Genomic DNA, 26604 nt, shown 5'->3' with positions numbered 1-26604 from the left:
TAAATATGTTAAAAGATTGGTAAGAAAAGAGCATTGTATAAATTCCAGATGTATGAATGCTGATGGTAAAATTTTTCGATTAGATGCAAAATGCTTGACTTGGAGTCAACTCAAAGTTATATAATAAGATAAGTGAGTTAGAATAATTTCAACTCAGTGAATGAAATGAGAGGAGGTTAGCCTATGAATATTAAATCTGCTAGTGACTTGTTGGGAATTTCAGCGGATACGATTCGGTATTATGAACGGGTTGGTCTTGTGCCACCGATTACTCGTACCGCGACAGGGATTCGTGACTTTCAAGATCAGGATATAGAAGCACTGGAATTTATTAAGTGTTTTCGTTCGGCAGGTGTCTCTGTGGACAGTTTAGTTGACTATATGTCGCTATACCAAAAGGGGGATGAAACGAGAGAAGAGAGGCTTGGTATTTTAGAAGAGGAACAGAAAAAATTAGAGGAACGCTTGTCTCAGTTACAGGTGGCTTTAAATCGCTTAAATCTCAAAATTAAACTTTACAAGGAAGGAAAATTTTAAATGAAATCAGCAGTATATACAAAGGCAGGCCAGGTTGGAGTTGCTAGCATTGAACGTCCGCAAATTATCGAAGCAGATGATGTGATTATCCGCATTGTCCGTACTTGCGTTTGTGGTTCGGACCTTTGGAGTTACCGGAATCCCGAAATCGAAGAAGGACATAGAAATAGCGGTCATGAGGCGATCGGAATTGTCGAAGAAGTTGGTGAGAACGTTACTACAGTAAAATCTGGTGACTTTGTCATTGCCCCTTTCACACATGGTTGTGGTCAGTGTGATGCTTGCCATGCTGGTTTTGATGGTTCGTGTGATAACCATCCTGGTAACAACTGGTCAGGTGGTGTCCAGGCTGAGTATATCCGTTTCCACTTTGCTAATTGGGCACTTGTGAAAATTCCTGGTCAGCCCTCTGATTATACAGAAGGTATGCTCAAATCCCTCTTGACTCTTGCTGATGTCATGCCGACCGGTTACCATGCGGCGCGTGTTGCAAATGTTCAAAAAGGGGATAAGGTTGTTGTTATCGGTGATGGGGCTGTTGGTCAATGTGCTGTCATCGCAGCTAAGATGCGTGGTGCTTCACAAATTATTCTTATGAGCCGTCATGAAGATCGTCAAAAGATGGCTCTGGAGTCAGGTGCGACAGCTGTTGTAGCTGAACGTGGTCAAGAGGGAATTGCCAAAGTCCGTGAGATTCTAGGTGGTGGTGCAGACGCGGCACTTGAGTGTGTTGGAACAGAAGCAGCGGTTGATCAAGCTCTTGGTGTTCTCCATAATGGAGGTCGTTTGGGCTTTGTTGGCGTACCGCACTATGAAAATCGTGCCATTGGCTCAACCTTTGGACAAAATACAATAATCGGCGGTGGTCCAGCTTCTGTCACAACTTATGACAAACAAGTATTACTAAAAGCCGTTCTTGATGGCGATATCAACCCAGGCCGTGTCTTTACTTCAAGCTATAAATTAGAAGATATTGATCAAGCTTATAAAGATATGGATGAACGTAAGACCATTAAGTCTATGATTGTGATCGAATAAAAAACGAATAGGAGTTTTAGAACTCTATTCGTTTTTTTATGTTATCCTATTCTTGGTTTAGGGTACTTTCTCTCAGAGTCAGTCTGGTTCCCAGCATAGTCAGGCTAGGAATTTTGCGACCGTGGAGTACTTCCTTGTTAAGAACATCCATACCTGCTCGGCCCATTTCTTCGGTATAGACGGTAATGCTGGAGAGGGGAGGATAGACCTGCTTGGTCAGACTAGTGTCGTTAAAGGAAATGAGGCTGACACGGTCTGGTAGGCTGATTCCAGCTTCTTGGAGGGCACGGAGGGCACCGATGGCTAAACTATCACTGGCAGCAAAAAATGCTGGCGGGAGTTGGTCTCCCAAGATCTGAATGGCCTCCTTCATCAAGTCATAGCCAGACTGGGCAGTAAAGCTTCCTTGAAAGACCAGTTCATCATGATAGATTCCTTTTGTTTGACTGTAGTTTCTGAAATTTTCCAGTCGCTTGTCCTCAATGATTTCTTCTTGGTCGGTTGTTTCTTCAAGACCTGTTAGAATTCCAATGCGATTCAACCCTTGGCTGAGGAAATAATCGACAACCTGTTTCATGGCAGTATAAAAGTCCGTGATAATGCAGGTGTGTCCTAGTGAAAGAGTATCGCTGTCTAAAAAGACAAGAGGCTTTTGGTATTCTTCAAAGGCAGAAATCTGAGCTCGGCTAAACTTTCCGATGCAGAGAATCCCAATCACTTCTTCGCTTAGGGTAAAAGGATGGTCATTAAAATAGCGCAAGATATCATAGTCCAACTCTTGGGCTCTTTTTTCTATGCCTAGGCGAATCTGGTAGTAGTAGAGGTCGTCCAGCTCCCCTTGTTCGCTGACCCATTGGATAATGGCAATCTTTTGCTTGGGCTTGTGGGACTCACCTGTCTTGAGGTGCTTGGTGTAGCCCAACTCTTCAGCAACAGTTAAAATACGGTGTCTGGTTTCTTCTGTAACAGATAGGCTCTGGTCGCGATTGAGGACACGGGATACGGTCGCGATCGAGACAGAGGCTAGCTGTGCAATGTCTTTTAAGGTAGCCATAAATCCTCCTTGATTAGGTTAGTATATCATATTTTTCTGCTTTTTACTGATAGTTTAGTAAAATTTTAGTAAAAAGGATTGACCTTGAGAAATCCCTTGGATACAATAGAAGAAAACGATTACACGTTAAGATGACTTAACGGACAGTAAAAGGAGAAATCATATGACACAACATCTTACTGCTGAAGCCCTTCGCAAAGACTTTTTTGCCGTTTTTGGTCAAGAAGCAGACCAAACATTCTTTTCACCAGGTCGTATCAACTTGATTGGTGAGCACACAGACTACAACGGTGGGCACGTTTTTCCTGTTGCTATTTCCTTGGGAACTTACGGTGCAGCTCGTAAGCGTGACGACCAAGTTTTACGTTTCTACTCAGCTAACTTTGAGGACAAGGGCATTATCGAAGTGCCTCTAGCGGATCTCAAGTTTGAAAAAGAGCACAACTGGACCAATTATCCAAAAGGAGTTCTTCATTTCTTGCAAGAAGCTGGGCATGAGATTGACAAAGGTTTTGATTTTTATGTTTATGGGAATATCCCAAATGGTGCTGGTTTGTCTTCTTCAGCATCCTTGGAACTTTTGACAGGGGTTGTGGCAGAGCATCTCTTTGATTTAAAATTAGAGCGTCTCGATTTGGTTAAAATCGGAAAACAAACAGAAAATAACTTTATCGGAGTCAACTCTGGTATCATGGATCAGTTTGCTATTGGTATGGGAGCTGACCAACGTGCTATTTACTTAGATACCAATACTTTAGAATACGACTTGGTGCCACTTGATTTGAAGGACAATGTCGTTGTTATCATGAACACCAATAAACGCCGTGAATTGGCTGACTCTAAGTACAATGAACGTCGTGCTGAGTGTGAAAAAGCAGTGGAAGAATTGCAAGTTGCCTTAGATATTCAGACCTTGGGTGAATTGGATGAGTGGACCTTTGACCAATACAGCTATCTGATTAAAGATGAAAATCGTTTGAAACGTGCTCGCCATGCTGTGCTTGAAAACCAACGTACCCTTAAAGCGCAAGCAGCCCTTCAAGAAGGTGATTTGGAAACATTTGGTCGTTTGATGAATGCGTCACACGTTTCTCTTGAGCATGATTATGAAGTAACTGGTTTGGAATTGGATACTCTTGTTCACACAGCTTGGGCACAAGCAGGTGTTCTCGGTGCTCGTATGACAGGGGCAGGTTTTGGTGGCTGTGCCATTGCCTTGGTGCAAAAAGATACTGTTGAGGCCTTTAAGGAAGTTGTAGGCAAACACTACGAAGAAGTAGTTGGCTATGCTCCAAGCTTCTATATCGCTGAAGTTGCAGGTGGCACTCGCATCCTTGACTAGTCCAAAGGAGGCTCTATAGTGACCTTAGTAGATAAATTTGTAACACATGTCATTTCTGAAAGTTCATTTGAGGAAATGGATCGAATCTACCTGACCAATCGTGTCTTGGCACGAGTGGGAGATGGTGTTTTGGAAGTTGAGACCAATCTGGATAAATTGATTGACCTCAAGGACCAGCTGGTTGAGGAGGCGGTTCGATTAGAGACGATTGAGGACAGTCAGACTGCGCGTGAAATCCTTGGTGCTGAACTGATGGACTTGGTGACTCCTTGTCCGAGTCAGGTCAATCGTGACTTCTGGGAAACCTATGCCCACTCTCCTGAGCAGGCGATAGAGGATTTTTACCAACTCAGTCAGAAAAATGACTACATCAAACTCAAGGCCATTGCTAAAAATATCGCTTATCGTGTTCCGTCTGATTACGGAGAGCTTGAAATTACCATCAACCTCTCTAAGCCTGAAAAGGATCCGAAAGAGATTGCGGCGGCCAAGTTGGTGCAAGCTAGTAATTATCCTCAGTGTCAGCTCTGTCTAGAGAATGAGGGCTACCATGGTCGAGTTAATCACCCAGCTCGCAGCAATCACCGTATTATCCGCTTTGAAATGGCTGGTCAGGAGTGGGGCTTCCAGTATTCGCCCTATGCTTACTTTAATGAGCACTGTATTTTCTTAGATGGCCAGCATCGTCCTATGGCTATCAGTCGTCAGAGTTTTGAGCGTCTGCTGGCTATCGTAGAGCAGTTTCCAGGATATTTTGCAGGGTCTAATGCGGACCTCCCGATTGTGGGAGGCTCTATTCTAACTCATGACCACTATCAGGGAGGCCGTCACGTATTTCCTATGGAATTGGCTCCCTTGCAAAAGACCTTCCGATTTGCTGGTTTTGAGCAAGTCAAGGCTGGAATTGTCAAGTGGCCTATGTCAGTGATTCGATTGACCTCGGATTTCAAAGAAGATTTGATCAACTTAGCTGATAAGATTTTGCAGGAATGGCGCCAGTATTCAGACCCAAGTGTGCAGATTTTGGCAGAGACTGATGGGACACCACATCACACCATCACTCCGATTGCACGTAAGCGTGATGGCCAGTTTGAGTTGGACTTGGTCTTGAGAGACAATCAGACTTCTGCAGAACATCCTGATGGCATCTATCATCCCCACAAGGATGTCCAACATATCAAGAAGGAAAATATCGGCTTGATTGAGGTCATGGGCTTGGCAATCTTGCCACCACGTCTGAAAGAAGAAGTGGAGCAAGTCGCTAGCTATCTTGTAGGAGAAGCTGTTACGGTTGCCGATTATCATCAGGAATGGGCAGACCAACTTAGAGACCAATATCCAGACATAACACATAAAGAAAAAGCTCTTGAAATCGTCAAGGACTCTGTTGGTGCTATCTTTGCGCGTGTGCTTGAGGATGCAGGAGTTTACAAGAAGACGGAACAAGGACAGGCAGCCTTTATGCGCTTTGTAGAACAGGTCGGAATCTTACCAGACTAGGAGCTTTATCCTTGCACAGTACTATAAAAAGTAGTATCATAGTGTCGTTTGAAATATCAGGAGGAAATGATGAAAGATTTTCACTTTGATGCTATATCAGCTTTTGAAAATTATGAAATTAAAGAGATGAAAGATGGTCACGTTGTGGTGACCACAAAAGTAGTGGACTCGTCGCTCAACTACTATGGCTATGCCCACGGTGGCTATCTCTTTACCCTTTGCGACCAGATTAGTGGTTTGGTGCTCATCTCGCTAGGACTAGACGTAGTGACGCTCCAATCCTCTATCAACTACCTTAAAGCAGGAAAACTCGACGACGTGTTAACCATTAAAGGAGAATGTGTCCATCAAGGTCGCACAACCTGTGTCGTGGATGTTGATATCACCAATCAAGAAGGCAGAAATGTCTGCAAGGCAACCTTTACCATGTTTGTCACAGGCCAGCGGTCAGAAGACAGACAGGTGAGGATATAGATAAACAAAAAAGAGGCTCACACCTCTTTTTCTTATTTCTTTTTATGATTTAATACTGCATTGAGAACAATGGCAAGTAGGCTGGCTACGACGATTCCGTTTGAGAAGAACATTTGGAAGGCTGTCGGCATGCTGACAAAGAGATTACTGTTATTTAGACCGACACCTGCAGCGATGGAGACTGCTGCGATAAGGAAGTTATGTTCATTGTTAGCAAAGTCAACACGGGCGAGGATTTGCATCCCTTGAATAGATACAAAACCAAACATCACCAGCATGGCACCACCGAGGACAGGGCTTGGAATGATTTGAGCAAGGGCGCCAAACTTAGGAAGGAGTCCAAGGAGAACCAGGAAACCAGCAGCGTAGTAGATTGGCAGGCGAGTCTTGATACCTGACAGTTTAACCAAACCAACGTTTTGTGAAAATCCTGTGTAAGGGAAGGTGTTAAAGATTCCTCCGAGAAGTACGGCCAAACCTTCTGCGCGGTAACCGTTGCGCAGGCGTGTGCTGTCGATCGGATCTTTTGTGATGTCAGACAAGGCTAGATAAACACCAGTAGACTCAACCATAGACACTGTTGCGATGATACACATCATGACAATAGATGAGATTTCAAAGGTTGGCATCCCAAAGTAGAGTGGAGTTGGGACATGGACAAGTGGTGCTGCTGCAACAGGAGAGAAGTCAACCAAGCCCATGCTAGCAGCAATGGCAGTTCCAACAACCAGACCAATCAAAATAGAGATAGACTTGATAAATCCTTTGGTAAAGATGTTAATCAAGAGGATAATCAGAACAGTGATAGCTGCAAGCAAGAGACTTTGACCAGTTGGCTCTGGAACGTTATTTCCCATATTTCCAATAGCGACAGGAATCAAGGTTAAACCAATCGTGGTAATAACAGAGCCTGTTACGATAGAAGGGAAGAGATTGGCTACTTTTGAGAAAATGCCTGAAACAAGAACCACGTAAATCCCTGATGCGATAAGGGCACCAAACATAGCACCACTGCCATGACTTTGTCCAATCATAATCAAGGGAGCGACCGACTGGAAGGCAACTCCGAGAACGACTGGTAGTCCAATTCCAAAGTATTTGTTGAGTTGGAGTTGGAGGAAGGTTGCCACCCCACACATGAAGATATCTGTGGAAATCAGGTAGGTCAACTGCTCAGCTGAATAGCCAAGGGCTGTCGCAATCATGATGGGAACTAGGATAGATCCTGAGTACATGGCTAGTAAGTGCTGCAAGCCAAGAACGGCTGCTTGCGAGTGTTTTTCTTGAGTTTGCATTAGAGATCTGCCTCCTTAAATACGACCTGGCCATTTTCAAAACGATCCAAACGAGCAAGTGATAGGACAGGATAACCTGCTTTTTCAAGCAAATCACGGCCATCTTGGAAGGATTTTTCAATCACAATACCGATAGCTTCGACTGTTGCTCCAGCTTGTTCAATGATTTGAATCAAGCCTTTGGCAGCTTGGCCATTAGCAAGGAAATCGTCGATAATCAAGACCTTGTCCTCTGGTGAGAGGAATTTTCCAGCGATAGAAACGGTACTGGTCACTTGCTTGGTAAAGGAGTAAACTTCGGCAGTTAAGATTCCTTCGTTCATAGTGATGTTTTTAGCTTTTTTAGCGAAAATCATGGGAACGTTTAAGGCTTCAGCTGTAAAAATGGCTGGGGCAATACCTGACGCTTCAATGGTCATGACTTTGGTAATACCAGCAGAAGCAAATTTTTCCGCAAAAACCTTACCAATCTCTCGCATCAAGCTAAAGTCAACTTGGTGGGTTAAAAAAGAATCCACCTTGAGGATGTTATCACCCAAGATATGCCCATCCTTGAGGATGCGCTCTTCTAATAATTTCATAAGACCTCCTAAAGTCTAAAAGCCAGTTTACTTGTTGGTTAAATGTTTCTATAGTGATCCGGTTTGCTAGTACTATGTATTTGATAAAACTAGTACGAGCGAAGCGAGTTTTATCAAATATTTCCCGCCGTAGTGGTAGCATAGACAATAAGTTTGTTATTGTCTATGACGGAATTTTTGAGACTTTTGGCTCAAAAATTAGGGATGAAATTCCGAAGGAAGTTGCTCCCGTCCGCACTAATTAAGGGAAATATTAAAAATATTTAGTTTACACTTAAAGGCGTGCTTTAACAAAAATATTCAAAAAGGACCTACTTAATCTCTAAGTAAGTCCCCAAAATAGGCATGGCAAAAACGACCATACCTCACTTCTGACTTACTTATTGTTAGGTGTTCCGGCACCTTGTAGAAACGTCGTGCCAATTCACGACATAAACAAGTAAAACGATATTTAATTTAAAATAGGCTTGAGCCAATGTTTTTATTTTACACTAAATAACTTTAGAAATCAAATATTTTGTTAGTGTTTTGGTTTAAAAAACGAACAAATATAATAAAGGTGGGCAAAAATTAACTTATTGGCTAACATTTAGAAGGTTTTACATCATAAAAGGCATATTATCAAGATTTTTCAAGACTTGACAATATGCCTTTCTCTAACTTTAAAGATTTTTTCCCAATCTTTATTATTCTACTCGCTAAATCTTAAAAAATAACCATCAGGATCCAAAATCGCAAATTCATGAGGGTAAATAAAGCTATCTCCTACTCGAAATTCTCTTTTAGTCAAAGGACGATGGATAGGATAGTCAGCTTCCAGCAGTTTTTGGTGGAGCTGAGGAACATCTGCAATGCCAAAGGAAATATTGACACCGCGCCCGAAAGGATAGGTCAGCTGAGCTAATTCTTCTGCGCTGCCTTCTTCTAGCATAAGTTGGCAGTCTTCAAGCGAGAGGAAGAGAAATTTCTCCTCTGGACGCTCGTATTCGACAGAGAATCCTAGCAGGTCGCAGTAGAAGTGACGTGATTTTTCGATGTCAGATACTACAAATTCAGGAATGACAGCTTGATAGTCCATTCGTTTTCTCCTTAGAGTTCAATCTCCAAGACAATGGGTGTGTGGTCTTGGCGAGCTCCTGAGTCGATCATATCAGACTTGGTCACCTTGTCAGAGATGCGGTTACTTGTGAGCCAGTAGTCGATTCTCCAGCCTGTATTGTTGATTTTAGAAGTCTTGCTGCGTTGTGCCCACCAAGTGTAGCGTTCAGGAACATCGCCGTGAACATGGCGGAAGGTATCCGTAAATCCAGTTGCCAAGAGGTTGGTAAATCCAGCACGTTCCTCGTCGGTAAATCCAGGTGAACGGCGGTTGCTAGCAGGATTTGCAAGGTCGATTTCATTGTGGGCTACGTTGTAGTCACCGGTCGCAAGGACTGGTTTTTCTTTGTCTAGTTCAGCCAAGTATTCCGCATATTTGACATCCCAGACTTGACGTTCTTCCAAGCGTTTGAGGCCATCGCCAGCATTTGGTGTGTAAACTTGTGTCACGAAAAATTCATCAAATTCCAAGGTGATGATGCGGCCTTCCAAGTCCATGGTAGAAGGGGCACCGATTTCTGGGAAAGTGACAGTGGGTGTGAGTTCTTTCTTATAGAGGAACATGGTTCCAGCATAGCCTTTACGGGCGGGCTCTTGGGAAGAGCGCCACGTGTTTTCGTAGCCTGGGAAGAGTTCTTCTAAAATTTCCAGATGTCTCTTTGTAGGACCCTTGGCAGAAAGCTTGGTTTCTTGGATAGCGATGATATCAGCATTTTCAGCGACCAAGGTTTGTAGGACTTCTTGGGACAATTTCGCGCGAGCTGAGTCACTAGTTAGGGCAGCATTGAGAGAATCAATATTCCATGAGATAAGTTTCATAAAGTTACCTTTTTCATTCAGATTATAGATTTTATTATACCAAAAAAAGGCCTATTTCCCCAACGTATGGTTTGAAAAATCACCCTCTTTCGTTTATAATGAAGAATGACTTTATGAAAGGGAGTGAAAATAAATGAAATTTTACTCATATGACTATGTGCTTAGCCAAATCAGTCAGCAAAATGGCATCATGATTGGCTTTGGGATTGTCCTCCTAGCTATCACAGGATTTTTTGCTTTTAAGGCCTATCGTGATAAAAAGGGGACTAAGTTTCGGGAATTGGTCATGATTTTAGCCTTGACCTTAGTGGCCATGCTTTTGGTGACAATTTCAAAATACCAGACCAATCAAGCCTCTAACAATCAATTTCAAACCTCCCTTCATTTCATAGAGGTTGTTTCCAAAGACTTGGGAGTGGATAAATCAGAAGTTTATGTAAATACTTCTGCAGCCACTGATGGAGCGCTAATCAAGGTGGGTCCAAATTTCTATCGCGCTATGAACGGGAGCCAACCAGACAAGTATCTTTTAGAGAAATTAGAATTGCATCAAACAGATGCTATTGAATTGGTGGAGGTAAACAAATGACACTCAACTATATGGAAATTTTAATCAAACTGGCCTTGGGTCTTTTCTCTCTTGTTTTTGTTATCAATGTGACTGGGAAGGGAAACTTGGCACCTAACTCTGCGACAGACCAAATTCAAAACTATGTTCTCGGTGGCATCATCGGTGGGGTGATTTACAATAGTTCAATCAGCATTCTGCAGTATGCAGTGATTTTGATGATGTGGACGATTTTGGTCTTGACTCTCAAGTGGCTCAATAACAATGTTCGTTTTGTCAAACGCTTGATTGATGGGAAACCGACTCTCCTCATCAAAAATGGGAAGATTGACCCAGAAGCCTGTCGTTCAGTTGGTTTGTCTGCGGCAGATGTAGCCCTCAAACTTCGTAGCCAAGGGATTTTCCAGATGAAACAAGTCAAACGAGCTGTGCAGGAGCAAAATGGCCAACTCATCGTGGTCCAAATGGGAGATGAAAATCCGAAGTATCCAGTTGTGACTGATGGTGTGGTCCAAGTCGATGTCTTGGAATCGATTGGTCGTAGCGAAGAGTGGCTGCTTGATAACCTCAGCAAGCAAGGGCATGACAATGTTGCCAATATCTTTATTGCTGAGTATGACAAGGGTGCGGTCACAGTCGTAACCTATGAATAAGAAAAACCTGGGGTCTTGGCCTCAGGTTTCTATTTGCAATCAGAAAGGGATGTTATGTCCATTATTCAAAAACTTTGGTGGTTTTTCAAGTTAGAAAAACGCCGTTATTTAGTCGGGATTGTGGCTCTGGTCTTGGTTTCCGTCCTCAATCTTATTCCCCCCATGGTTATGGGGCGAGTTATTGATGCTATCACATCGGGGCAATTAACCCAGCAGGCTCTCCTTCTTGACCTATTTTATTTGCTCCTTGCGGCCTTTGGAATGTACTATTTGCGCTATGTTTGGCGGATGTATATTCTAGGGACTTCCTACCGTTTGGGACAGATTATGCGTTCTCGCTTGTTTGAGCATTTCACAAAAATGTCTCCAGCCTTTTATCAGACCTATCGAACGGGAGACCTGATGGCACACGCTACAAATGATATCAATGCCTTAACCCGTCTCGCAGGTGGCGGTGTCATGTCTGCGGTGGATGCTTCTATCACGGCGCTGGTGACCTTGCTAACCATGCTTTTTAGTATCTCCTGGCAAATGACCTTGGTTGCCATTCTTCCCCTGCCTTTCATGGCCTATGCGACCAGTCGTCTAGGTAGAAAGACTCATAAGGCCTTTGGCCAATCCCAAGCTGCCTTTTCTGAACTCAATAACAAGGTGCAGGAGTCTGTATCAGGTATCAAAGTGACCAAGTCTTTCGGTTATCAGGCAGACGAGTTGAAGTCCTTTCAGGAAGTCAATGAATTGACCTTCCAGAAGAACCTGCAAACCATGAAATACGATAGTCTCTTTGACCCCATGGTTCTCTTGTTTGTTGGTTCCTCCTATGTTTTAACGCTCTTGGTCGGCTCCTTGATGGTTCAGAAAGGGCAAATCACGGTTGGGAATCTAGTTACCTTTATCAGCTACTTGGATATGCTGGTCTGGCCTCTTATGGCTATTGGTTTCCTCTTTAATATTACTCAGCGAGGGAAGGTTTCCTACCAGCGGATTGAGGAACTTTTGTCTCAGGAATCACCTGTACAAGACCCTGAGTTTCCTTTAGATGGTATTGAAAATGGGCGCTTGCAGTATGCCATTGATAGCTTTGCCTTTGAAAATGAGGAAACACTGATAAATGTTCACTTTAGTTTGGAAAAAGGGCAAACATTGGGCTTGGTTGGTCAAACAGGCTCTGGAAAAACGTCCTTGATTAAGCTCCTCTTGCGTGAATACGATGTGGATAAGGGAGCTATTTACCTAAACGGTCATAATATTCGTGACTATCGTCTGACAGATATTCGTAGTCTTATGGGCTATGTTCCTCAGGATCAGTTCCTCTTTGCGACTTCGATTTTAGATAATATCCGCTTTGGCAATCCTAACTTGCCCCTTTCAGAGGTCGAGGAAGCGACTAAGCTAGCCCAAGTTTACCAAGACATTGTAGCCATGCCTCAGGGATTTGATACGTTGATTGGTGAAAAGGGAGTCAGTCTTTCTGGTGGGCAAAAGCAACGTCTGGCCATGAGTCGGGCGATGATTTTAGACCCTGATATCTTGATTCTAGATGATTCCTTATCAGCTGTGGATGCCAAGACAGAGTATGCAATTATCGACAGTCTCAAGGAGACTCGGAAGGACAAGACAACCATTATTACAGCCCATCGCCTGAGTGCAGTAGTCCATGCAGATTTGATTTTAGTCCTGCAAAATGGTCAAATCATCGAACGGGGTACACACGAAGACTTGCTAGCTTTGGATGGCTGGTATGCTCAAACCTACCAGTCTCAGCAGTTGGAAATGAAAGGAGAAGAAGATGCGGAATAAGAAAGAACAATGGGCTGTATTGAAGCGATTGATGTCCTATCTCAAGCCCTATGGACTCCTGACCTTTTTGGCACTCAGTTTTCTCTTAGCAACTACGGTCATTAAAAGCGTCATCCCCCTTGTGGCTTCCCACTTTATCGACCAGTATCTCAGCAATCTCAACCAACTCGCTGTGACCGTTTTGCTAGTCTACTATGGCCTTTATATCCTACAAACTCTGGCTCAGTATGTCGGCAATCTTCTCTTTGCGCGCGTGTCTTACAGTATTGTTAGGGATATTCGTCGGGATGCCTTTGCCAATATGGAAAAGTTGGGCATGTCTTATTTTGACAAGACGCCAGCAGGCTCCATCGTCTCTCGTTTGACAAATGACACCGAGACCATCAGTGATATGTTTTCGGGGATTCTATCCAGCTTTATCTCAGCAGTTTTTATTTTTCTGACAACCCTTTATACCATGTTGGTGTTGGATTTTCGTTTGACGGCTTTAGTCTTGCTCTTTCTCCCCTTGATTTTCCTTTTGGTCAATCTTTACCGGAAAAAATCCGTCAAGATTATTGAGAAAACCAGAAGTCTCTTGTCAGATATCAATAGCAAGCTGGCAGAGAATATCGAGGGCATCAGGATTATCCAGGCCTTTAATCAAGAGAAGCGCCTGCAGGTAGAATTTGATGAGATCAACCAAGAACACTTGGTCTATGCCTACCGTTCTGTAGCCTTGGATGCCCTCTTTTTGCGCCCTGCAATGAGTTTACTGAAACTCCTAGGCTATGCTGTCTTGATGGCCTACTTTGGCTACCGTGGACTTTATCTGGGAATAACGGCAGGAACCATGTATGCCTTTATCCAGTATATCAATCGTCTCTTTGATCCCCTGATTGAAGTGACGCAAAATTTTTCGACCCTTCAAACTTCCATGGTGTCTGCAGGTCGTGTATTTGCCTTGATTGACGAGAGAACCTATGAGCCTCTTCAAGAAAATGGACAGGCCGTGATCAAAGAAGGCAATATCCGTTTTGAACATGTATGTTTCTCTTATGATGGAAAACATCCGATTCTGGATGATATTTCCTTTTCGGTTAATAAGGGTGAGACCATTGCCTTTGTAGGGCATACAGGTTCTGGGAAATCGTCTATTATCAATGTCCTCATGCGCTTTTATGAATTTCAATCAGGGAGAGTTCTCTTGGATGATGTGGATATTAGGAACTACAGTCAGGAAGAGTTGAGAAAAAACATCGGTTTAGTATTGCAGGATCCCTTCCTCTATCATGGGACCATTAAGTCCAATATCGCCATGTACCAAGAAATCAGTGATGAGCAGGTAAAGGACGCAGCTAGCTTCGTGGATGCAGATTCCTTTATTCAAGAACTTCCTCAGGGATATGACGCCCCTGTTTCTGAGCGTGGCTCCAGTTTTTCAACAGGTCAGCGTCAGCTTCTTGCCTTTGCCAGAACAGTCGCCAGTCAGCCTAAAATTCTGATTTTGGATGAAGCGACAGCCAATATTGACTCTGAAACAGAAAGTTTGGTTCAAACTTCTCTGGCTAAGATGAGACAGGGACGGACAACCATTGCCATTGCCCACCGCCTTTCGACCATCCAAGACGCCAACTGTATCTATGTTTTGGACAAGGGGCGCATTATCGAGAGCGGAACCCATGAGGAACTCTTGGCCTTGGGAGGAACCTATCACAAGATGTATAGCTTGCAGGCAGGAGCCATGGCCTAATACTCGTTGATTTTCATTGAGTGTAAGAAGGAAATCCTTCAAATTACAGATTTCTTTCACCGCCTTTTCCATTTTGTGGTATAATGAAAAATGTTGACAAATAGTATAATAAAAACAAAGGAGAAACAGCATGCTGAAATGGGAAGACTTGCCCGTGGAAATGAAATCAAGCGAGGTTGAGTCTTACTACCAGCTTGTCTCTAAAAGGAAGGGTTCGCTGATTTTCAAGCGTTGCTTGGACTGGGTTCTAGCCTTGGTCTTACTAGTTCTAACCTCTCCCATCTTTCTCATTTTGAGCATTTGGATCAAGTTGGATAGCAAGGGGCCAGTGATTTACAAGCAAGAGCGTGTGACCCAGTACAATCGACCTTTCAAGATTTGGAAGTTCCGTACCATGGTGACGGATGCAGACAAAAAAGGAAGTTTGGTGACTTCTGCTAACGATAGTCGCATTACCAAGGTTGGCAATTTCATTCGTCGTGTGCGCTTGGACGAACTGCCTCAGCTGGTCAATGTCCTTAAAGGCGAAATGTCTTTTGTAGGGACGCGTCCTGAAGTGCCACGTTACACAGAGCAGTATAGCCCTGAAATGATGGCGACCTTGCTCTTACCAGCAGGGATTACCTCTCCAGCCAGCATCAACTACAAGGATGAGGACACCATCATCAGTCAAATGACGGAGAAAGGTCTGTCGGTTGACCAAGCCTATGTCGAACATGTCCTTCCTGAAAAGATGCGCTATAACCTCGCCTATCTCCGAGAGTTTAGTTTCCTTGGAGACATCAAAATCATGTTTCAAACCGTGTTTGAAGTGCTAAAATAAAGTAGTCATGAGAAAATGAGTACAGATAAAAGGAGCAAATCAATGCCAAATTACAATATTCCATTTTCACCACCCGATATTACGGAAGCAGAAATTGCTGAAGTAGCGGATACCCTGCGTTCTGGTTGGATCACAACAGGTCCTAAGACAAAAGAACTAGAGCGTCGCTTGTCTCAATATACACAGACACCTAAGACTGTCTGCCTCAATTCTGCAACTGCCGCTCTTGAGTTGATTTTGCGCGTCTTGGAAGTGGGTCCTGGAGATGAAGTCATCGTTCCAGCCATGACCTATACAGCTTCATGTAGTGTTATCACTCACGTAGGAGCGACCCCTGTCATGGTGGATATCCAAGCAGATACGTTTGAGATGGACTATGACCTGCTGGAGCAAGCCATTACTGAAAAGACTAAGGTGATTATTCCGGTTGAGCTTGCGGGGATTGTTTGCGACTATGACCGTTTGTTCCAAGTTGTGGAGAAAAAACGTGATCTCTTTACCGCTTCAAGCAAGTGGCAAAAGGCCTTTAACCGTATCGTGATCGTGTCTGATAGTGCCCACGCTTTGGGATCAACTTATAAAGGACAACCAGCCGGTTCTATCGCTGACTTTACTTCCTTCTCATTCCATGCGGTTAAGAACTTTACAACTGCGGAGGGAGGAAGTGCTACTTGGAAAGCCAATCCAGCGATTGACGACGAAGAGATGTACAAGGAATTCCAAATCCTTTCCCTTCACGGGCAAACCAAGGATGCTCTTGCTAAGATGCAACTGGGTTCATGGGAATACGATATCGTCACACCAGCCTACAAGTGCAATATGACAGATATCATGGCGTCACTTGGTTTGGTACAATTGGACCGTTATCCTGGTTTACTACAACGTCGTAAGGACATTGTGGACCGCTATGATCGAGGTTTTGCAGGTTCTCGCATTCGTCCATTGGCACACAAGACTGATAGTGTCGAATCTTCACGCCACCTCTACATCACCCATGTAGAAGGAGCAAGCCTAGAAGAACGCAACCTCATCATTCAAGAATTGGCTAAAGCAGGAATTGCAAGTAACGTACACTATAAACCGCTTCCACTCTTAACAGCCTATAAGAATCTTGGCTTTGATATGGCGAATTATCCTAAGGCCTATGCCTTCTTTGAAAATGAAATTACGCTCCCTCTTCACACTAAATTAAGCGATGAAGAAGTGGACTATATCATTGAGACTTTCAAAACAGTTTCTGAAAAAGTGCTAACTTCATCAAAAAAATGACAAACTACAGTCAAGTAATAGTGATTCTGTTTCTAAAAAGTCTAATTGAGTGTAAAACTGTTGTTTTCAATTGAAAGTCCTATAGTAAAATGAAATAAAAACAGGACAAATCAATCAGGATAGTCAAATTAATTTCTAGCAATATTTTAGAAGCAAAGGTGTACTCTTATAGTTTCAATATACTGTATGGTTTGAAATGAGATGTGAGCAATTTGGTGTAGCATTTAGAATTTTTATTAGGCATCATTTAGAAAATGTAGTGTCTTGTTCTAGTTTTCAATTCACCCTATTTTTTGAAAGACGCGAGTTTCCACGAATGAGGTTGTGGAAACTCGCGTCTTTCTTTTTTGTTTTCAGAATATTGTTCAAAGTTTTGAGACTATTTTTCATGTTCTAGTCATTCTTTTGAAATAATCTATGAAACACGTGTCTGCAATGATTTATATGTCCTATTCCAGTATTTTAGAAGAACTGCGTCTATTTTTATAGAGCTTGAATCTAGCTTTTATAGAAAATCTATTTAAGAAATATATTGTATTGTTTTGATTTCAATCCGCTATATGAACGATATTCATGTAAATATACCTGGCGAATGCTTGCATGACAAGATATTTGTTCTTGTATTTATAAATTAGTATTTTACGAGATGTCAACATGCTTTAAATACAGTGAATAGGATATTTTTATGTTCAAGCTAAGAAAGATAGTAATCACTTTTGAATGGAAGGTTAAAGAATTATTAGAAGTATGGTTAGATATATAAATGGTCACGCTTTCACAATTTTGATATTTTATTGTGTTATTCCTTGACAATTTTGATTTAAAAATATATTATAAAGAAAATGACAGCGGTGTCATTTTCTGGTATGGAATTTATATGAATATTAAATTAGGACATAATATTTTTAATTGGAGGCTAATATGAAATCTTTTCAACAAAATGAGGTTTTCTCTATTCGTAAGTCTAAGGTGGGAGTTTGCTCAGTTCTCTTAGCGGTTTTATTTATTGGAACACAAAGTGTTTTAGCTAATGAAGTAGTTGGTGAAACTTCTTCGTCTAAAGATAATATGCAAATGAACTCTTTGTTGAGTAGCACATCTACATCATTATCTGCGGAACCCCATCCTGATACTCTCAGTCTTGATAACAATTCAAGTTTAAGTACTGATAATAATGGAGGAGTGAGTATTAATCAAAATAAACCTGATATAACAAATGATACTATGATGGGTAACATCTCTGGGATGGAAGTGAATACTATTTTAAGTACTAATCTGAACGAAGACGTAGCTTTGAATGTTAAAGATTATGGAGCAATAGGTGACGGAGTTAATGATGATCGTCAAGCAATTCAAGATACAATAGATGCTGCAGCTAAAGGACTAGGTGGAGGAAATGTATATTTTCCTGAAGGAACTTATTTAGTAAAAGAAATTGTTTTTTTAAAAAGTCATACACACTTAGAATTGAATGAGAAAGCTACCATTCTAAATGGTATAAATATTAAGAATCACCCTTCCATTGTTTTTATGACAGGTTTATTTACGGATGATGGTGCGCAAGTAGAATGGGGCCCAACAGAAGATATTAGTTATTCTGGTGGTACTATTGATATGAACGGTGCTTTGAATGAAGAAGGAACTAAAGCAAAAAATCTACCACTTATAAATTCTTCAGGTGCATTTGCTATTGGGAATTCAAATAACGTAACTATAAAAAATGTAACATTCAAGGATAGTTATCAAGGGCATGCTATTCAAATTGCAGGTTCGAAAAATGTATTAGTTGATAATTCTCGTTTTCTTGGGCAAGCCTTACCCAAAACGATGAAGGATGGGCAAATCATAAGTAAGGAGAGCATTCAGATTGAACCATTAACTAGAAAAGGTTTTCCTTATGCCTTGAATGATGATGGGAAAAAATCTGAAAATGTGACTATTCAAAATTCCTATTTTGGCAAAAGTGATAAATCTGGGGAATTAGTAACAGCAATTGGCACACACTATCAAACATTGTCGACACAGAACCCCTCTAATATTAAAATTTTAAATAATCATTTTGATAACATGATGTATGCAGGTGTACGTTTTACAGGATTCACTGATGTATTAATCAAAGGAAATCGCTTTGATAAGAAAGTTAAAGGAGAGAGTGTACATTATCGAGAAAGCGGAGCAGCTTTAGTAAATGCTTATAGCTATAAAAACACTAAAGACCTATTAGATTTAAATAAACAGGTGGTTATCGCCGAAAATATATTTAATATTGCCGATCCTAAAACAAAAGCGATACGAGTTGCAAAAGATAGTGCAGAATATTTAGGAAAAGTATCAGATATTACTGTAACAAAAAATGTAATTAATAATAATTCTAAGGAAACAGAACAACCAAATATTGAATTATTACGAGTTAGTGATAATTTAGTAGTCTCAGAGAATAGTATATTCGGTGGTAAAGAAGGAATTGTTATTGAGGATTCAAAGGGTAAAATAACCGTTTTAAATAACCAATTTTATAATTTATCCGGTAAGTATATATCATTCATCAAATCTAATGCAAATGAGAAAGAACCTGTTATACGTGATAGCGATGGTAATTTCAATATTGTAACGGAGAATGGGCTTTACAAAATTGTAACAAATAATTTAAGTGATAAAAACGAAAAAGAAAAAAACAAAGAGGAAAAAATTAAAACAAGTTCATATGTGCATGAAAAACAATCTAATTCAAATAATGTAATTGATAGTAACCAGAAGAACGGAGAGTTTAACTCAAGTAAAGATAATAGACAAATGAATGACAAGATCGACAATAAACAAGATAATAAGACAGAAGAAGTAAACTATAAAATAGTTGGAGATGGCAGAGAAACTGAAAATCATATTAATAAATCTAAAGAAATAGTAGATGTAAAACAAAAATTACCAAAGACTGGTTCGAACAAGATTATGGAACTATTCTTAACAGTGACAGGAATTGGTTTACTTTTGACACTAAAAGGGTTGAAGTATTATGGTAAAGATAAATAAAATTTGTTCGATACAAGGAAGTTCTGTAGAAAATGAGGATACTGTAGGTTCACAAAATCAGTATTTTTGGATTATCGATGGAGCTACAGATTTATATAATTCTAAAGAGGAGATAGGTTATTCAGTCTCAGAAGTTGTACATATTTTATCAGAAAGTTTGTCGGTTAATTGTAAAGAATCAAAAACTCTTAAACAAATATTTGAAACTGCTTTACTCGAGGTTAAAGATGAAATCGGTTTAAACTCATATGAATTAACAGAGTATTATCGCTTACCAACATTTGCTTTTATATTTGCTAAACTTTCAGAAAAAAAGTTGGAGTATATGATGCTAGGTGACTGCGTCATGTTAGTAAACGAAATGGAAATAACTGATCATAGAGTAGATAACTTATTTGAAAAAGGGAAAAATGAGATAAAAGATTCAATTGGTACAAATAGTGTTTTAAATAAAAAAATTATTTTACAAAAAATCAGAAAATTATCTAATCAACCGAGTGGGTACTGGATAGGTTCGTTGGATGAGAGATTTTTAGACCATGCTATTATTAATCAAATAGATGTTACTGGTGAACAAATTGTTTTAATGAGCGATGGCTTTTATGAATTCTATCAAAATAATCAAAATAAAACTTTTGAAGAGTTAATTAAGATGAGATTTAATTCTTCTGCTATTGATCCAATCTATGGAAAGAAGGATGATGCAAGTATTCTAGTTATTGATGTTTGATATATTGTTTAAAATATTAATTGTTACTATTGAACTTTGTTAAGAAGAGGTACCTAAGTGTTAAGGTTATATTTAGAAAATGAAATTATAGAATTATCAAATAATTTAGAGACCATTTGGGTATCTGTGCTTGATAAATATGAGAAGTTATTTGAATATTTATCAAATGAAGAACGAGTAGAATTGATTAAAGAAGATTTAATCATAAATGAGTCAGTTCTAAATATTGATAAAAAAGGATATGAGTTAATTTGTTTACAACATCCTGTTTCATATGACTTAAGAAGAATTATTAGTGTAATAAAAATATCAACTGACATTGAACGTATTGGGGATAGAATTGTTGAAATTTTAAAAAATCTACAGATTATTCAAAATAATGAAATTTTGAAGAAAATTATTTCAGAAATAAAAATACTTCATGAAGTTATCGGACTGCATATGAATAGGGCTATATCTTGTTATAGAGAGGAACAATCTGGATGTTTAGATATGGTTGTTATACAAAAACAGAATGAGATAGAAGAGCTTAGTATAAATATTGAAAAGAAAATAATGAATTATATATTTGAAGATGATGGGAACGTTTCTGAAGTAATTGGTGCTTTGGATATTATTCATCACCTTGATAAAATTGCTCATACTACGCAATCAATTTATAAATGGATAATGTATAGAAAATATGGGAACATAAATTAGAAAGAAAAATATATGAAAACAATTATTGATAATTTTGTTGATAGAGTAATTGAATACGGAATGTATAATGAAATTGACAAAATATATGTGAAAAATAGAGTACTAGCGTTAATAGGTGAGGAGGGAACTGATCGCATTTCCGATGAAAATGACCTGAAACAAATAAAAGATTACTTAGTGGAAATCGCCTTAAAAAACGGTAAAATTAAAGATTTAATCGAGGAAAAGGAATGTTTAGGAGCAGAGTTAATGAATTTCATAGTTCCTTTACCTAGTCGATTAAATGATATTTTTTGGAGTTCATATGATATATCACCTCAAGAAGCAGTTGAAGAGTTTTATAAGTTAAGTAAAGATAGTGATTATATTAAAACTTCTGCTATTGCTAAGAATATTGAGTTTCGAGCATCAACTAAATACGGAGAGCTAGAGATTACGATAAATTTGTCAAAACCCGAAAAAGATCCAAAAACAATTGCTGCTGAAAAATTAGTAAAAGCAACTAATTATCCCAAATGTTTACTATGTATGGAAAATGAAGGATATCAGGGGCGAATAAATTATCCAGCACGTTCGAATCATAGAATTATTCGGTTGAAACTTGGTGACGAAGTATGGGGATTCCAGTATTCTCCCTACTCATATTTTAATGAGCATGCGATATTTTTGAATAGTCAACATGTACCAATGGCTATTACCTCTAAAACATTTGAACAATTATTGGAGATTGTTGATATTTTGCCAGGATATTTTGCTGGTTCAAATTCTGATCTTCCTATCTCAGGAGGCTCCATTCTTAGTCATAACCACTACCAGGGAGGGAAACATATTTTCCCAATGGAAAAAGCAAAATTTGAGAGTGAATTTCGTTTTAAAGACTTTGAGGATGTTAATGCTGGTATTGTAAAATGGCCAATGTCAGTAATTAGGTTACAAAGTGAAAATAAAAATCGCTTGTTAGATTTAGCTACTAAAATTCTAAATAAGTGGAGAGAATATTCAGATTTAGAAGTAGACATCATTGCTATGACTGAAGATGTCCCACACCATACGGTGACTCCTATTGCTCGTAAAGTGGACGGGAGATATGAATTAGATATTGTTCTAAGAGATAATCATACTACTGAACAATACCCAGATGGTGTTTTCCATCCTCATCAAGATGTACAACATATTAAAAAGGAAAATATCGGATTAATCGAAGTGATGGGACTTGCGATATTACCACCTCGTTTGAAACCAGAGTTAGAAGAAGTTGGAAAATATCTTTTAGGAGAGGAAAACGCAATTGCGGATTATCATTTAGAATGGGCCGACCAATTGAAAGAAAAATATCCTTGCATTAATAAAGAAGAGGTTAATAGCGTAGTTCAACACGAAGCAGGACAAGTGTTTGCGAGAGTTCTGGAAGATGCAGGAGTTTATAAGAATACACCGTCTGGGCATGAAGCGTTTATGAGATTTGTTAAGTCGGTTGGAATTAATTAGGAGGAAACCCAAATGGCAATATTGGTAACAGGCGGAGCTGGTTATATTGGTAGCCATACCGTAGTAGAATTACTAAATTTAGGAAAGGAAGTCATCATTGTCGACAACCTTTCGAACTCTAGCATCTTGGTGCTAGACCGTATTGAAGCAATTACAGGAATACGTCCCGTGTTTTACGAATTAGATGTTTGTGATAAACAAGCATTGAGAAAGGTATTTGAACAAGAATCGATTGATGCTGCAATTCATTTTGCAGGTTATAAAGCTGTCGGAGAATCCGTGCAAAAACCTGTGATGTACTACAAAAATAATATTATGAGTACATTGGCACTTGTTGAAGTGATGTCAGAATTTAATGTTAAAAAGATTGTCTTTTCTTCAAGTGCGACTGTATATGGAATTAACAATCAGTCACCTCTAATTGAGACTATGCAAACAAGTGCGACAAATCCTTATGGGTATACGAAAGTGATGCTTGAGCAAATTTTAAAAGATGTTCATGTGGCAGATTCAGAATGGAGTATTGCGTTGCTTCGTTATTTCAATCCAATTGGTGCTCATGAGTCTGGTTTGATTGGGGAAGATCCCTCAGGAATTCCTAACAACTTGATGCCCTATATTGCACAAGTAGCGGTAGGTAAGCTGTCAGAACTAAGTGTGTTCGGAAATGATTATGATACGCTTGACGGTACTGGTGTGCGCGATTATATCCATGTAGTAGATTTAGCAATAGGACATATAAAAGCTTTAGAAAAAGTATCTGAAAAAACAGATGTTTATATCTATAACCTAGGCTCGGGAGAAGGCACTAGTGTATTACAACTTGTAAATACATTTGAAAGTGTTAATAAGATCCCTATTCCTTATAAAATAGTTCCAAGACGTTCAGGAGACGTTGCAACTTGTTATGCAAATGCAGACAAAGCATATAAGGAATTAAATTGGAGGACAACAAAATCGATTGAAGACATGTGTAGAGATACATGGAATTGGCAATCAAAAAATCCCAATGGCTATAATTGATGATACTGTCTATATGAGTGCTGTATTTTGGAAAAATTACTTAAACTTTTAATGAAATGCATATTTAATGAAAGATAAATTTTTTAAAAAAATGTTTGAAAGCGCTTGACAAAGTAAACGGTTTCGTTATATAATATAAGCATAGATGACACCGGTGTCAAATATAAAAAAGAGGGTCTTTATATGAAAAACCTAACAAAAATTAAGTTCAAAGAAAATGGAGAATTTAATCATTTTCCAGGAAATACTGTTGTAGCAAATCTTTATACTAAACAAGATTTGATGGAAGTTGTTGATATTATTCAATCACGTTATAGAGAATTACCATTTATCGATAAGTTTACTTTAACTCCAAGGAATTCTATTCACATGACTGTAATTGAATTGTTGTGCCATGAAAATCGTGAAACGGAGTTTTGGAGCAGTAATCTTCCTCTTGATACACCTTTACAGGAAATACATGATTACTTTGCTAAACAACTTGAAATTTTTCCATTGTTAAATGAAGAAATTCTTATGCGTGTAACGGAAATGGGAAAACAAAACATACTAGTTGAACCTGCAGATGAAGCTTCTGCTAAGAGATTAGAAGAAATTCGTACTTATGTCTCAGAAAAAGCAGGTGTTCGTTTCCCTAATCATGATAGATATCAATTCCATATTTCAATTGGGTATCTTCGGATTCCTCTAACCGAAGAGGAGGAAGAAGAGTTTACTAAAGTTAGAGCGGAATTAACTGAAATTTTATTAGAGAAGATTCCAACTATTACTGTAAACCGTATTGACTATACTGTATTTGAAGATATGAGACAATTTGTTCCATATCACGAAAAATTTAAATAAAATAATAAAAAAGGAGAACTTATCATGAAAAAAATGAAAGTTTGGTCTACTGTACTTGCAACGGGAGTTGCTCTTACTACACTTGCTGCTTGCTCTGGAGGTTCAAATTCTACGACTGCTTCTTCATCTGAAGAAAAAGCTGATAAAAGTCAAGAATTAGTAATCTATTCGAACTCAGTTTCAAATGGTCGTGGTGATTGGTTAACTGCTAAAGCAAAAGAAGCTGGTTTTAATATAAAAATGGTTGATATTCCTGGCGCTCAATTAGCAGACCGTGTTATTGCCGAGAAGAATAATGCAGTTGCAGATATGGTATTTGGAATTGGTGCTGTTGATTCAAATAAAATTAGAGATCAAAAATTACTAGTCCAGTACAAGCCTAAATGGTTAGATAAAATTGATCAATCTTTATCAGATAAAGATAATTATTATAATCCTGTGATTGTTCAACCATTAGTTTTAATTGGGGCGCCTGATGTAAAAGAAATGCCTAAAGATTGGACTGAATTAGGTAGTAAGTATAAAGGTAAATATTCAATTTCTGGTCTTCAAGGTGGTACAGGACGGGCAATTCTAGCAAGCATCTTAGTTCGATACCTTGATGATAAAGGTGAATTAGGTGTTTCCGAAAAAGGTTGGGAAGCAGCAAAAGAATATTTGAAAAATGCATACACTCTTCAAAAGGGAGAAAGTTCAATTGTTAAGATGTTAGACAAAGAAGATCCAATACAATATGGAATGATGTGGGGTTCTGGTGCATTAGTTGGACAAAAAGAACAAAATGTTGTTTTCAAAGTTATGACTCCTGAGATTGGTGTACCATTTGTAACTGAACAAACTATGGTTTTAAGCACTAGTAAAAAACAAGCGTTAGCTAAAGAATTTATTGATTGGTTTGGTCAATCAGAAATTCAAGTAGAATATAGTAAGAACTTTGGATCTATTCCTGCAAATAAAGATGCCCTAACAGAGTTACCTGAAGATACGAAAAAATTTGTTGATCAAGTGAAACCACAAAATATTGACTGGGAAGCTGTTGGAAAGCATTTGGATGAATGGGTAGAAAAAGCTGAATTAGAATACGTACAATAAGAAATAAGAGTTAATTTTCATGTCCAAGTCTCTCTATTATTTCTAAATTTAAGGAAGAAATAAAGAGAGGCTTTTGGTTTAGTAATAGAGGGAGTTAGTGAGATGATTAAATTTGATAATATTCAAATTAAATATGGTGATTTTGTTGCAATTGATAATCTAAATTTAGATATACATGAAGGGGAATTTTTTACATTTCTTGGACCTTCAGGATGTGGTAAATCAACTACTTTGAGAGCATTGGTAGGTTTTCTAGATCCATCATCAGGAAGTATTGAAGTTAATGGAACAGATGTCACTCATTTGGAACCTGAAAAGCGTGGAATTGGTATTGTATTTCAATCTTATGCGCTATTTCCAACTATGACTGTTTTTGATAATATTGCATTTGGTTTAAAAGTTAAGAAGGTAGCTCCAGATGTTATTAAAGCAAAAGTATCAGCAGTAGCAGCAAAAATTAAGATCTCTGATCAACAGTTACAGCGTAATGTATCAGAATTATCTGGGGGTCAACAACAAAGGGTAGCATTGGCTCGTGCTCTGGTTCTTGAACCTAAAATTCTTTGTCTAGATGAACCATTGTCAAACCTTGACGCAAAATTACGTGTAGATTTGAGAAAAGAGTTGAAAAGACTTCAAAAAGAGTTAGGTATTACTACTTTATATGTTACTCATGATCAAGAGGAAGCCTTGACTTTATCTGATAGAATTGCAGTCTTTAACAATGGATTCATCGAACAGGTCGGTACACCAGTAGAAATTTATCATAATTCTCAAACTGAATTTGTATGTGATTTTATTGGAGATATTAATGTTTTGACCGATGAAACAGTCCACGAAGTATTACTGAAAAATGCAAGCGTTTTCTTAGAAGATAAAAAAGGATACATTCGATTAGAGAAAGTTCGATTCAATCGTGAAACTGAACAAGATTTCACTCTAAAAGGGACAATTATTGATGTTGAGTTTTCTGGAGTTACAATTCACTATACAATAAAAGTTTCTGAAAGTCAGATTCTTAATGTAACAAGTATTGATAGTCAGGCTGCTATTAGATCTGTCGGAGAAAGTGTGGAATTATTTATCACACCATCAGACGTTCTGCAATTTTAAGGA

General features: G+C 39.1%; 24 protein-coding genes and 1 riboswitch. Of the genes, 19 read left to right on the top strand and 5 right to left on the bottom strand.

Annotation, left to right across the window (positions count from 1 at the left end):
* Positions 1–183: 183 nt before the first annotated feature.
* A complete protein-coding gene (gene nmlR / locus WKI42_RS02335; RefSeq protein WP_218764311.1) occupies positions 184–537 on the top strand; it encodes a stress response transcriptional regulator NmlR in 354 nt (117 codons plus the stop codon).
* Positions 538–1575, top strand: coding sequence for a zinc-binding dehydrogenase (locus WKI42_RS02330; protein WP_333503342.1), 1038 nt, complete (start codon positions 538–540; stop codon positions 1573–1575).
* Positions 1576–1621: 46 nt separating this feature from the next.
* Here the strand turns inward: WKI42_RS02330 and galR are convergent, their stop codons facing one another.
* Positions 1622–2629: a DNA-binding transcriptional regulator GalR gene (galR, locus tag WKI42_RS02325; protein WP_368081074.1), complete on the bottom strand. Its 1008-nt coding sequence runs from the start codon at positions 2627–2629 to the stop codon at positions 1622–1624.
* A 163-nt stretch (positions 2630–2792) separates the two neighbouring features.
* Here galR and WKI42_RS02320 point away from each other — a divergent pair, with 163 nt between their 5' ends.
* From WKI42_RS02320 to WKI42_RS02310, 3 genes are all read left to right on the top strand, one after another.
* Positions 2793–3971, top strand: a complete 1179-nt coding sequence (locus WKI42_RS02320) for a galactokinase (protein ID WP_368081073.1) — start codon at positions 2793–2795, stop codon at positions 3969–3971.
* 18 nt (positions 3972–3989) lie between these two features.
* On the top strand, positions 3990–5471 hold the full coding sequence (locus tag WKI42_RS02315) for a UDP-glucose--hexose-1-phosphate uridylyltransferase (protein ID WP_368081072.1): 1482 nt from the start codon (positions 3990–3992) through the stop codon (positions 5469–5471).
* Positions 5472–5540: 69 nt separating this feature from the next.
* Positions 5541–5945, top strand: coding sequence for a PaaI family thioesterase (locus WKI42_RS02310; RefSeq protein WP_218764316.1), 405 nt, complete (start codon positions 5541–5543; stop codon positions 5943–5945).
* Positions 5946–5977: 32 nt separating this feature from the next.
* Here WKI42_RS02310 and WKI42_RS02305 read toward each other — a convergent pair whose 3' ends face one another.
* The 4 genes from WKI42_RS02305 to WKI42_RS02290 form a co-directional block, all read right to left on the bottom strand.
* On the bottom strand, positions 5978–7240 hold the full coding sequence (locus tag WKI42_RS02305) for a nucleobase:cation symporter-2 family protein (protein ID WP_001194477.1): 1263 nt from the start codon (positions 7238–7240) through the stop codon (positions 5978–5980).
* Entirely contained in the window at positions 7240–7821 is a 582-nt protein-coding gene (locus WKI42_RS02300; protein ID WP_368081071.1) for a xanthine phosphoribosyltransferase, read from the bottom strand. The genes WKI42_RS02305 and WKI42_RS02300 overlap by 1 nt, the downstream gene beginning before the upstream one ends.
* Positions 7822–8184: 363 nt before the next feature.
* Positions 8185–8280: riboswitch (purine riboswitch) on the bottom strand.
* Positions 8281–8512: 232 nt separating this feature from the next.
* Complete coding sequence (locus WKI42_RS02295) at positions 8513–8899, bottom strand: bleomycin resistance protein (protein ID WP_000386216.1); 387 nt, start codon at positions 8897–8899, stop codon at positions 8513–8515.
* Between the two features lie 11 nt (positions 8900–8910).
* On the bottom strand, positions 8911–9738 hold the full coding sequence (locus WKI42_RS02290; RefSeq protein WP_368081070.1) for an exodeoxyribonuclease III: 828 nt from the start codon (positions 9736–9738) through the stop codon (positions 8911–8913).
* 133 nt (positions 9739–9871) lie between these two features.
* Here WKI42_RS02290 and WKI42_RS02285 point away from each other — a divergent pair, with 133 nt between their 5' ends.
* The 14 genes from WKI42_RS02285 to WKI42_RS02220 all read left to right on the top strand — a co-directional run bounded on the left by WKI42_RS02285 (position 9872) and on the right by WKI42_RS02220 (position 26601).
* Positions 9872–10327: a DUF3290 domain-containing protein gene (locus WKI42_RS02285; RefSeq protein WP_261015211.1), complete on the top strand. Its 456-nt coding sequence runs from the start codon at positions 9872–9874 to the stop codon at positions 10325–10327.
* Positions 10324–10959, top strand: a complete 636-nt coding sequence (locus WKI42_RS02280; RefSeq protein WP_368081069.1) for a DUF421 domain-containing protein — start codon at positions 10324–10326, stop codon at positions 10957–10959. Before WKI42_RS02285 ends, WKI42_RS02280 begins: the two co-directional genes overlap by 4 nt.
* A gap of 54 nt (positions 10960–11013) precedes the next feature.
* Positions 11014–12759: an ABC transporter ATP-binding protein gene (locus tag WKI42_RS02275; protein WP_368081068.1), complete on the top strand. Its 1746-nt coding sequence runs from the start codon at positions 11014–11016 to the stop codon at positions 12757–12759.
* Positions 12749–14491: an ABC transporter ATP-binding protein gene (locus tag WKI42_RS02270; protein ID WP_333502405.1), complete on the top strand. Its 1743-nt coding sequence runs from the start codon at positions 12749–12751 to the stop codon at positions 14489–14491. Before WKI42_RS02275 ends, WKI42_RS02270 begins: the two co-directional genes overlap by 11 nt.
* 130 nt (positions 14492–14621) lie before the next feature.
* A complete protein-coding gene (locus WKI42_RS02265) occupies positions 14622–15314 on the top strand; it encodes a sugar transferase (RefSeq protein ID WP_000922197.1) in 693 nt (230 codons plus the stop codon).
* 42 nt (positions 15315–15356) lie between these two features.
* The gene (locus WKI42_RS02260; protein ID WP_173277612.1) at positions 15357–16583 is read left to right on the top strand and encodes a DegT/DnrJ/EryC1/StrS family aminotransferase; all 1227 of its coding nucleotides are present in this window, start codon (positions 15357–15359) and stop codon (positions 16581–16583) included.
* A gap of 921 nt (positions 16584–17504) precedes the next feature.
* A complete protein-coding gene (locus tag WKI42_RS02255) occupies positions 17505–19613 on the top strand; it encodes a glycosyl hydrolase family 28-related protein (protein WP_368081067.1) in 2109 nt (702 codons plus the stop codon).
* Positions 19597–20343 (top strand): protein phosphatase 2C domain-containing protein, encoded by a 747-nt coding sequence (locus WKI42_RS02250; RefSeq protein WP_368081066.1) that lies wholly within the window; start codon positions 19597–19599, stop codon positions 20341–20343. The genes WKI42_RS02255 and WKI42_RS02250 overlap by 17 nt, the downstream gene beginning before the upstream one ends.
* A gap of 57 nt (positions 20344–20400) precedes the next feature.
* The gene (locus tag WKI42_RS02245; RefSeq protein ID WP_138700835.1) at positions 20401–21042 is read left to right on the top strand and encodes a phosphate signaling complex PhoU family protein; all 642 of its coding nucleotides are present in this window, start codon (positions 20401–20403) and stop codon (positions 21040–21042) included.
* Between the two features lie 12 nt (positions 21043–21054).
* Complete coding sequence (gene galT / locus WKI42_RS02240; RefSeq protein WP_277771808.1) at positions 21055–22530, top strand: UDP-glucose--hexose-1-phosphate uridylyltransferase; 1476 nt, start codon at positions 21055–21057, stop codon at positions 22528–22530.
* Positions 22531–22542: 12 nt separating this feature from the next.
* Positions 22543–23553, top strand: a complete 1011-nt coding sequence (galE, locus tag WKI42_RS02235) for a UDP-glucose 4-epimerase GalE (protein WP_000996560.1) — start codon at positions 22543–22545, stop codon at positions 23551–23553.
* A gap of 183 nt (positions 23554–23736) precedes the next feature.
* Positions 23737–24396 (top strand): DUF1868 domain-containing protein, encoded by a 660-nt coding sequence (locus WKI42_RS02230; protein ID WP_050206829.1) that lies wholly within the window; start codon positions 23737–23739, stop codon positions 24394–24396.
* Between the two features lie 24 nt (positions 24397–24420).
* Positions 24421–25488 carry an extracellular solute-binding protein gene (locus WKI42_RS02225; protein ID WP_000738376.1) on the top strand — a complete coding sequence of 356 codons (1068 nt, stop codon included), beginning with the start codon at positions 24421–24423 and terminating at the stop codon, positions 25486–25488.
* 102 nt (positions 25489–25590) lie between these two features.
* A complete protein-coding gene (locus tag WKI42_RS02220; RefSeq protein ID WP_050241876.1) occupies positions 25591–26601 on the top strand; it encodes an ABC transporter ATP-binding protein in 1011 nt (336 codons plus the stop codon).
* Positions 26602–26604 lie beyond the last annotated feature (3 nt).

Source organism: Streptococcus pseudopneumoniae (assembly GCF_038148935.1).
Lineage (GTDB): Bacteria > Bacillota > Bacilli > Lactobacillales > Streptococcaceae > Streptococcus > Streptococcus pseudopneumoniae_U.
Note: the sequence above shows the minus strand (reverse complement) of the source record. Positions and strands in the feature narration are given on the sequence as shown.

What these genes read in the sequence shown, in the direction of transcription:
- nmlR (WP_218764311.1), top strand. Translation starts at nt 184, where the DNA reads ATGAATATTAAATCTGCTAGTGACTTGTTGGGAATTTCAGCGGATACG.
- WKI42_RS02330 (WP_333503342.1), top strand. Translation starts at nt 538, where the DNA reads ATGAAATCAGCAGTATATACAAAGGCAGGCCAGGTTGGAGTTGCTAGC.
- galR (WP_368081074.1), bottom strand. Translation starts at nt 2,629, where the DNA reads ATGGCTACCTTAAAAGACATTGCACAGCTAGCCTCTGTCTCGATCGCG.
- WKI42_RS02320 (WP_368081073.1), top strand. Translation starts at nt 2,793, where the DNA reads ATGACACAACATCTTACTGCTGAAGCCCTTCGCAAAGACTTTTTTGCC.
- WKI42_RS02310 (WP_218764316.1), top strand. Translation starts at nt 5,541, where the DNA reads ATGAAAGATTTTCACTTTGATGCTATATCAGCTTTTGAAAATTATGAA.
- WKI42_RS02305 (WP_001194477.1), bottom strand. Translation starts at nt 7,240, where the DNA reads ATGCAAACTCAAGAAAAACACTCGCAAGCAGCCGTTCTTGGCTTGCAG.
- WKI42_RS02300 (WP_368081071.1), bottom strand. Translation starts at nt 7,821, where the DNA reads ATGAAATTATTAGAAGAGCGCATCCTCAAGGATGGGCATATCTTGGGT.
- WKI42_RS02295 (WP_000386216.1), bottom strand. Translation starts at nt 8,899, where the DNA reads ATGGACTATCAAGCTGTCATTCCTGAATTTGTAGTATCTGACATCGAA.
- WKI42_RS02290 (WP_368081070.1), bottom strand. Translation starts at nt 9,738, where the DNA reads ATGAAACTTATCTCATGGAATATTGATTCTCTCAATGCTGCCCTAACT.
- WKI42_RS02285 (WP_261015211.1), top strand. Translation starts at nt 9,872, where the DNA reads ATGAAATTTTACTCATATGACTATGTGCTTAGCCAAATCAGTCAGCAA.
- WKI42_RS02280 (WP_368081069.1), top strand. Translation starts at nt 10,324, where the DNA reads ATGACACTCAACTATATGGAAATTTTAATCAAACTGGCCTTGGGTCTT.
- WKI42_RS02275 (WP_368081068.1), top strand. Translation starts at nt 11,014, where the DNA reads ATGTCCATTATTCAAAAACTTTGGTGGTTTTTCAAGTTAGAAAAACGC.
- WKI42_RS02270 (WP_333502405.1), top strand. Translation starts at nt 12,749, where the DNA reads ATGCGGAATAAGAAAGAACAATGGGCTGTATTGAAGCGATTGATGTCC.
- WKI42_RS02265 (WP_000922197.1), top strand. Translation starts at nt 14,622, where the DNA reads ATGCTGAAATGGGAAGACTTGCCCGTGGAAATGAAATCAAGCGAGGTT.
- WKI42_RS02260 (WP_173277612.1), top strand. Translation starts at nt 15,357, where the DNA reads ATGCCAAATTACAATATTCCATTTTCACCACCCGATATTACGGAAGCA.
- WKI42_RS02255 (WP_368081067.1), top strand. Translation starts at nt 17,505, where the DNA reads ATGAAATCTTTTCAACAAAATGAGGTTTTCTCTATTCGTAAGTCTAAG.
- WKI42_RS02250 (WP_368081066.1), top strand. Translation starts at nt 19,597, where the DNA reads ATGGTAAAGATAAATAAAATTTGTTCGATACAAGGAAGTTCTGTAGAA.
- galT (WP_277771808.1), top strand. Translation starts at nt 21,055, where the DNA reads ATGAAAACAATTATTGATAATTTTGTTGATAGAGTAATTGAATACGGA.
- galE (WP_000996560.1), top strand. Translation starts at nt 22,543, where the DNA reads ATGGCAATATTGGTAACAGGCGGAGCTGGTTATATTGGTAGCCATACC.
- WKI42_RS02230 (WP_050206829.1), top strand. Translation starts at nt 23,737, where the DNA reads ATGAAAAACCTAACAAAAATTAAGTTCAAAGAAAATGGAGAATTTAAT.
- WKI42_RS02225 (WP_000738376.1), top strand. Translation starts at nt 24,421, where the DNA reads ATGAAAAAAATGAAAGTTTGGTCTACTGTACTTGCAACGGGAGTTGCT.
- WKI42_RS02220 (WP_050241876.1), top strand. Translation starts at nt 25,591, where the DNA reads ATGATTAAATTTGATAATATTCAAATTAAATATGGTGATTTTGTTGCA.